General features: G+C 37.8%; 1 pseudogene. It reads left to right on the top strand.

Annotated elements, in window-relative coordinates:
- A pseudogene (locus BN1120_RS21120) lies at positions 1 to 214 on the top strand (hypothetical protein); the annotation flags it as partial.
- Between the last annotated feature and the right edge of the window lie 77 nt (positions 215 to 291).

Genomic DNA, 291 nt, shown 5'->3' with positions numbered 1-291 from the left:
AGAGCATGAAACCATGTTTAAAAAAGATTGGGACTATACGTTAATCATCTCCAATAAAAAGAAAGCATTAAGGTTTGAATCAACGCCATTTAAGATTTCATATAGCGATAATTTATATTGTAAATCTGAAGATTTTGAAAAAGTTGTCGGTCTGATCAAAGAGCAGATTAGATGTGTCGATATAAAATATATAAAAGGCCATCCAATGACCTGACTTTTATAGTCTACCTGTCAGGTGAGGACCAGCTCCATGCCGTCTGAGCCTCCAAAGCAGAGCCCCCTTGCCACTGG

Origin of the sequence: Aeromonas caviae (assembly GCF_000819785.1) — a bacterium.
GTDB classification, from domain to species: Bacteria; Pseudomonadota; Gammaproteobacteria; order Enterobacterales; family Aeromonadaceae; genus Aeromonas; species Aeromonas caviae.
Note: the sequence above shows the minus strand (reverse complement) of the source record. Positions and strands in the feature narration are given on the sequence as shown.